Source organism: Mycobacterium sp. E3198 (genome assembly GCF_001667015.1).
Taxonomy (GTDB): domain Bacteria; phylum Actinomycetota; class Actinomycetes; order Mycobacteriales; family Mycobacteriaceae; genus Mycobacterium.
In genome coordinates this window covers 1-6,722 of sequence record NZ_LZIS01000177.1, presented here as the reverse complement: position 1 = coordinate 6,722, position 6,722 = coordinate 1, and the positions used below count along the sequence as shown (strand labels likewise).

Genomic DNA, 6,722 nt, shown 5'->3' with positions numbered 1-6,722 from the left:
CAGGCGCCGGCGAGCTGCGAGGTGAGCACGGCCGCGACCACCAGCGTGGTGTAGAACTTCGAGCTGATGATCCCGGCGTCGAAGGCGACGCTGGCCAGGACGATGCCCGGGCCGCCGCGGGCGTTGGTGGTGATGCCGAGGTTGATCAGTTCGAGGCCCCGGAAGCCGGCGAACCGCCCGGCCAGCGCGACCGACGCCATTTTGACCGCGCAGGTCCCGACGATGAAGATGACCATCATCGGCAGGGAGACACCGCGGATGAGGTCGAGCTTCAGCCCCACGATCGCGAAGTACACGGGAATGAAGAAGGCGAAGGACACTTTGCTGATCGCGTCGATCGAGTCCTCGAAGATCCTGCGCTTGCGATGCACCAGGGCGAAACCCGCGAGGAACGCCGCGAAGACGAGGTTGACGTCGAGCGCTCCCGCGATCGCGCAGTACGCCAGCAGAACCGCGATCGCGTAGCCGGTGGGCGAGTGGCGCGCCAGGGCATTCCAGCGCGCCGTGTTGATGCGCTTGACGAGGCGCGGCACGACCGTGAGCCCGAGCCCGAAGTACGCCACCGTCACCAACAGGTGCAACGACATCTGCCACGGGCGCAGATGGGATTTCGCCGCGATCGACGTGGCGATCGCGAGCGCGAGCCACAGGACGATGTCCTCCAGCACGGCGACGCCGAGAATCAGCCGCGCGAATCGGGTGTCCAGGATCTTGAGGTCGGCGAAGATCTTTGACACCACCGGCACGGACGTCACCGCGACGCCGACCGCGAGGATGATGATCAACGACGCGCGATTGCCGTGCGGCCCAGCCAGACTCGGGGTGATCAGGTGGGGCGCGAAGATCAGCCCCAGCAGGAACGGGATGCCGGTGCCGACGATGACGAGCCAACTCACGGTGCGCCGCTCGCCCCGGCCAAACAGCTGCTGCACCTCGGCACCGGAGACGAACATCAGCAGCAGCAGGCCGAGCCAGTAGACGAAGCTGAGGATCTGGGTGTTGTGCCTGGCCGTACTCACGACGTGCTCCACGAACGGCAGACGGCCGAGCAGCGCCGGGCCCAGCACGACGCCGGCCAGGATTTCGCCGACGACTTTCGGTTGCCGCAGCTTCACGAACACGTAGCCCAGCAACTGGGCCAGTCCGACCAGCGCCAGCAGGACGAATATCACCGCGGTCAATTGGTAATTCGACATCATGCACTCCTCAAGTTATCGGTCATGTTCAGGCCAGCGCGGCCCTGGCGGGTGACCCGTCGGTGGTACAGCTGAAAAGCGAGCGTCAGTGCTCCCGTCCCGATGGCCACGGACAGCGGGTAGGTGAAGTCCGGGGAACGGATGACGAGGGGAAGGAGCCCGACGGCCAACGCGGGCGGCATGTGCAGCCGCAGCAGCCGAAGCACGATGACGCCCAACGCCATTGCGCATGCCGCCGCAATCGCGCCGGTCCCGAACAGCGCGACGGCGACGCACCCCGCGGTCGATGTCAGAAGGCAAGCGGCGGGGAGGGCCATCGGTTTTCCCGCCCACGGGCATACGGTGGGGTGCGCGAACATCTCGTAGGCGATGACGATCAGTGGGGGAAACAGGATGAGCCGCAGTCCCGAGGTCGCCGCGCACAGCGCCATGGCCGCGACGAACGCGAAAAACGGTACTAACCAAGAACTTCCGCTGGGACGGGCCTCCAACACGTCGTCCAGATCCGGATACGCCGGTCGGCAACGCCTTCGCCAGGGCAGCAAAATGACGACCAACACCACCAGGCTGACCGCTATCGACGCCGGATACACCCAGGTCTTGATGCCGAGGAACAGTGGCAGCACCCCCGCCGCGATCGCCGGGGCGATATTCGACTTGAGCGCACCGACCAGCAGCACGCACAGCGCAACGACGAGCAGGACGCTCAGGACGCCGTACGGGAACATCGCGGTGATCAGCGTGCCGATGGCGGCGCCCAGGACCGGCGTCACGACGAGCCGCCCCGGTTGACTCGCCCACTTCCCCCACGGGCGGGTCAACACGTCGTGCGAAAGGGCCGCCAGCCCGGGGAAAAACAGGTAATGCCAGCCGTTGCACTGCGCCGCCACCGCGACGTAAGCAAGCGCGACGGCCCGCATCAGCCACGGGCTCGGCGAGGCGGCACTTCGCCCGAAGGCGAACCGGCTCAGGGCCGTTGCCCGGTTTCCAGCCAGTGGGCGCATTCGCTGCCAAGCTTTTCCAGGGCCACCCGGTCGAAGCGCTCGACCTGCGCCGGCGTCAACTCGTTGCGGTGATCACGCTTGAGCCCCTTGTGGAAAAAGGCCTTGGCGCTCGACATGTGCGATCCGCCGAACGGCGCCATCTTTTCCGCCCGGGCGCTCATGTAATCGAACGAGCAATGCTCGACGATGGCGTCCATGCGCAGCGAGGCGGGATCGATGGAGAAGAACTCCGCCAGCCGGGTGATCTGGCCGCGTAGGTCCCGCTTGAGCTGCGCGTAGTGCAGCAGAAGGATATTCGGCTCGTCCCGCAGCTCCCACCACGACTTCATGATGTCCAGGAGGTCGCAGCACTGGTACCCATCGTTGTCGAGCCACAGGTCGAAGAACTCCTGCATGTCCTCGGGGATCACCAACGGCGTGGGGTCGCCGGACCACTCGGCGTGGATCCGATTGATCTGCGACATCGTCGCTTCGGAGAAGTTGTAGAGATAGTTGTGGAAGCTGATCCCAAGGTCTTTGCCGTTGCGGCCGACGAACACGTAGCGCGCCTCCGGGGCGATCGGAAGGGCGTCCGCGGGCAGGTGCGACTTCATCACCCGACGTGTCCCGGAATCACGTTGTTCCGCAAGTACGTTGAGCATTCCGGAGTGGTCCCCCCAGCTGGAATCCAGCCAGGGCGACGTGTCGGAGAGCCCGCCCTCGGGCTCCTCGCCGTTGTGCAGGATCTGCTGGACGATCCTTTGGGTCCACGTCGTGCCGGCCTTGAATGGATCCGCAACGACGATGTCTCCCTCGACAAAGCCGCCCTGGGCGAGGAAATCGTCCCACACCATCGAGTTGGACAAATAGTCCCTTAGGACCCTGGTGGGAGCGAGTAGCTGTTTTTCCATCGGATAATTACCTTCCGTCAGATGTTCAATTTCACAGAACGATTACTGGAAAATCGATTCGTTTACCCAACAGGCCTTTCTCAACGTCCTTCCCGCCCAAGGTTTGGGCCTGCGATATTGACGCACAGCGAACGAATATGTGACGCGCCGACCGGCGAAACCTGGGCTCTAGCTGCATTTTTCACAGCCGATCCGTGAAGCTATCGCGTCAATTCCCGGCCCACTCCGGTTGCCTTCGGCCTTTTGCTCAGCATGATTATTATTATTGTCGGATAAGCTTGTGAATGGCTGTGTTCCAGTTGTAGGCTTGCTGTTCTTCGATATAAAGCAGCCAGATTTACCATCGCCGAGAATTGACCACACGGAACGTGCGGGTGGCATTGATGACCCGCACCCCCATTGGTCGTCAGCGGATCAGGTTCCCCGAAGTCGTGCGGACCGTCCAATGACGCCGGAGGGTCATGTCTTGACGGGCTCCTCGGCAGCCGATCGCACGAACGCGGGCGTCGCCCTCCGACCGGCGGCGGGTCGCACGTAGCGGTACCAGACCAGCGCCCCGGCAGCGATGTAGCACACCAGGAAGGTCCACAAGGCCGGCGTCTCGGTGCCGGTGGTGTCATAGGACTGCCGCAACGCCAGGTCGATCCCCACGCCGCCGAGCGCCCCGAAAGCGCCGGCCACCCCGATCAGCGCCCCCGACCGGACGCGGGCCCAGTGACCGCGCTCGGTCGCACTGATCCCCAGCGCGCGGGCGCGCTCCTCGAAGACCGATGGGATCAGCTTGTACACAGCGGCTTTGGCGGCGCCGCAGAAGATGAATAACGCGATGAACCCGACGATGTAGCCGACCATCGTAAAGCCCGTGATCGCGGCGCCCCGGTCCTCGGCGGCATCGGCGCGCATGCTGACGCCCACCAGGAACCCGCCCGCCACGATCGATGCGGTGAACACCGCGAGAGTCACCTGGCCGCCGCCGAACCGGTCGCTGACTTTGCCACCGACGATCCGCGCCAACGACCCCAGCAGGGGGCCGATGAAGGCGACCTCCGCGGCATGCAGGGACGCCTGTCCATGGCTTTCCCCGGCGGCGATGAAGTTGTGCTGCAAGATTTGACCGAAGGCGAACGCGAAACCGAGAAACGAGCCAGAGGCGCACAGGTACAAAAACGAGATCGACCACGTGTCGGGAACCGCGACGATGGCCCGCAAGTTGCGTAGCGACAGGCCGGTCCGGTGCGCGACGACGTTGTCCATGAAGAAGGCGGCGCCCACGCCTCCGATGGCCAGCAGCACCAAGTAGATCGCGCACACCCAGTACGGCGCCTCGTGCCCCGCGGTGGCCAGCGCCACCAGGCCGACCACCTGGATGCCCGCCGAACCCAGGTTGGCCATCCCACCGGTGAGGCCCAACGTAAAACCTTTGAGCCGCTGCGGAAATAGCCCGTCGACCTTGGCCAGCGACGCCGAGTAGTTGCCGCCGCCCAGGCCGGTCAACGCGGCACACACCAGATACGGCCATAGCGGAAGGCCGGGGTGGGCCAGGAGAAAGATGGCCCCGGCGGTCGGAAGCAGCAGCACCGCAGCGGAGAACATTGTCCAGTTGCGACCGCCGAACCAGTTGGCCGCCATGGAATAAGGGATTCGCGCGAGCGCCCCGACCAGCGAAGCGGTGGCGCCGACCAGCAACTTGTCACCGGTCGAGAAACCGTAGATGGACTGCGGCATGAACAGCACCATCACCGACCACAGGTACCAGATCGAAAACGCGACGTGGACGTTGACGACCTGCCAGACCAGGTTGCGGCGAGCAATGGCGTGGTTACCGGCTCGCCAGGCCACCGCGTCTTCCGGATCCCAAACGACGATGCGATGCGAACGGCGCACGCGATATCTACCTTTCACCGGCGATTCAGGCGCGGCCGTCGAGCCACCCTGTGTGCATACGGAGTCAGATTCCGTTGGGCCTCTGTACAATTCAGAAACCGCCGGCGTCGAGCGAAAATCGAACCGCCACTTACGATCCTCCGCGTCACATCAGGCTGCACAATCGGCCAGCCGACCACTTGGTGCATGTTCCGCAGGGACCGTTGGCCGTCATCAGCGACGCGCGGTTATTGGCGAGCCCCACCGCCATCGTGCGTCGACAACCCGGTACCCCGTCCCGCCAACGCACGTCGTAGATCATTGGTAGCCAAGCGGGAAACGCTCGACAAGTTAACCTGGCCGATTTACAGGAGATTTGCAGTCAATTCGGTTATTACGTCCAGCCGGCTGTGAGGAAGTCGTGCGCCCGCGGCCGCGCTCGCCTTTTGAGCATTCTCACAGGTTGCTGCGGTTTGCCGCCCAAGCATCCCGATGTACAGTGCTGCCACTGTGGACCCTCGGATCACGGGTGCGACTCGGCGATGGTGGCTGGCCATCGCGATCGTCGCCGCGCTGAGCGTGCTCGTCGCCCTGATCGCGGGATCGTCGTTGCGTCCCCAGTTCTCCGCGGCCGCACCGCCCGAGCCGGCCGCGTGGATCCATGCGGCCCCGGATGTCCAAGCCGATGCCGGCCAGGTCGAGCTTCGCGTTGCCGCCCGCGATTTTTCACCCGGCTCCACGCCGACAGACAAGAAGCCCTTCCACAGCATGTGGATGACGCGCGACCGTCCGGCCCAGGTGACCCACTTGTCGCCCGATTCCGGCTGGTTCGCCCTGCCGGCGTCGTTTGGCGCGTCGGAGTTGGCTCCGGATCGCGCGCGATGGGCCGCTTCCGCGGAAGCTCCTGCCGACAGTGTGTTGACGCGACTCTGCGTCGCCCGCCGCTGACGGGCCGGCGCCGGCCGTCTGACTCGGTGCGGTAAAGCCAACTCACCCCTCACATCACGGCATTCGGCCCCGCCGGGCCGATTCGCCCGCGTCTAGAGCGGGCGCGCGCCGTCAGCACCCCTCAAGGACCGATCGATGGATTCCGTTGCGCACCAAACACCCTCCGGGCCGGTTCATCCCGGCCACAGTCTCGCCTATAAAACGGCGGGCACCTTTCACCTGCCCCGGCTGGAGCATTCCGCCTTACCGATGGCCGCCGACCGCGGCGTCGGATGGAAGGCGCTGCGGGACGCCGGGCCGGTCGTGTTCATGAATGGCGCCTACTACCTCACACGCCGCGAGGACGTGCTGAGGGCGCTATGCGAACCCAACCTCTTCTCGGCTCATCTGGCGCTGCAGCCGCCGGGCAGCCCGGTGCCGGTGCTGCCTTCGGCGTTCGATCCCCCCGAGCACACCCGATACCGCAAAATCCTGCAACCGCATTTCAGCCCGCACGCCCTGGCCAAATCCCGGCCCGTGATGAGGCGCCACGCGGTCGACATGATCGCCGCCCTCGCGGCGCGCGGCGAGTGCGAGGTGATGTCGGCCTTCGGCCGCCTCTACCCCTACCAGGTCTTCATGGACCTCTACGGGCTGCCGCTAGAGGACCGCGACCGCGTGATCGCCTGGAAGGACGCGGCGGTGGACGGCGGCCCCGAGGGCAACGAGCTGTTCACGTATTTCACCGACGTCATCCGGCAACGCAGGGAGAACCCCGGCTCGGACATGTTGTCCGAAGTGATGACCGGACCGGGCGATCTCACCGACCTCGAACTGCTCGG

General features: G+C 65.2%; 5 protein-coding genes and 1 pseudogene. 2 read left to right on the top strand and 4 right to left on the bottom strand.

The features are described 5' to 3' along the window. The 4 genes from A5673_RS19230 to A5673_RS19215 form a co-directional block, all read right to left on the bottom strand. The coding region (locus tag A5673_RS19230; protein WP_068235875.1) for a cation:proton antiporter at positions 1-1,196 on the bottom strand (1,196 nt) is incomplete at its 3' end. Then, on the bottom strand, positions 1,196-2,200 hold the full coding sequence (locus tag A5673_RS19225; RefSeq protein WP_231971137.1) for a hypothetical protein: 1,005 nt from the start codon (positions 2,198-2,200) through the stop codon (positions 1,196-1,198). The genes A5673_RS19225 and A5673_RS19230, both read right to left, overlap by 1 nt. Further along, complete coding sequence (locus A5673_RS19220) at positions 2,164-3,033, bottom strand: sulfotransferase domain-containing protein (protein ID WP_231971136.1); 870 nt, start codon at positions 3,031-3,033, stop codon at positions 2,164-2,166. The genes A5673_RS19225 and A5673_RS19220 overlap by 37 nt, the downstream gene beginning before the upstream one ends. A gap of 516 nt (positions 3,034-3,549) precedes the next feature. Next, entirely contained in the window at positions 3,550-4,974 is a 1,425-nt protein-coding gene (locus A5673_RS19215) for an MFS transporter (RefSeq protein WP_068235867.1), read from the bottom strand. Positions 4,975-5,463: 489 nt separating this feature from the next. On the opposite strand from A5673_RS19215, the gene A5673_RS19210 reads away from it, so the two are divergent. Together A5673_RS19210 and A5673_RS19205 are read left to right on the top strand one after the other, a co-directional pair. After that, positions 5,464-5,901, top strand: coding sequence for a hypothetical protein (locus A5673_RS19210; protein WP_082958836.1), 438 nt, complete (start codon positions 5,464-5,466; stop codon positions 5,899-5,901). Between the two features lie 249 nt (positions 5,902-6,150). After that, positions 6,151-6,722, top strand: a pseudogene (locus tag A5673_RS19205) (cytochrome P450); the annotation flags it as partial.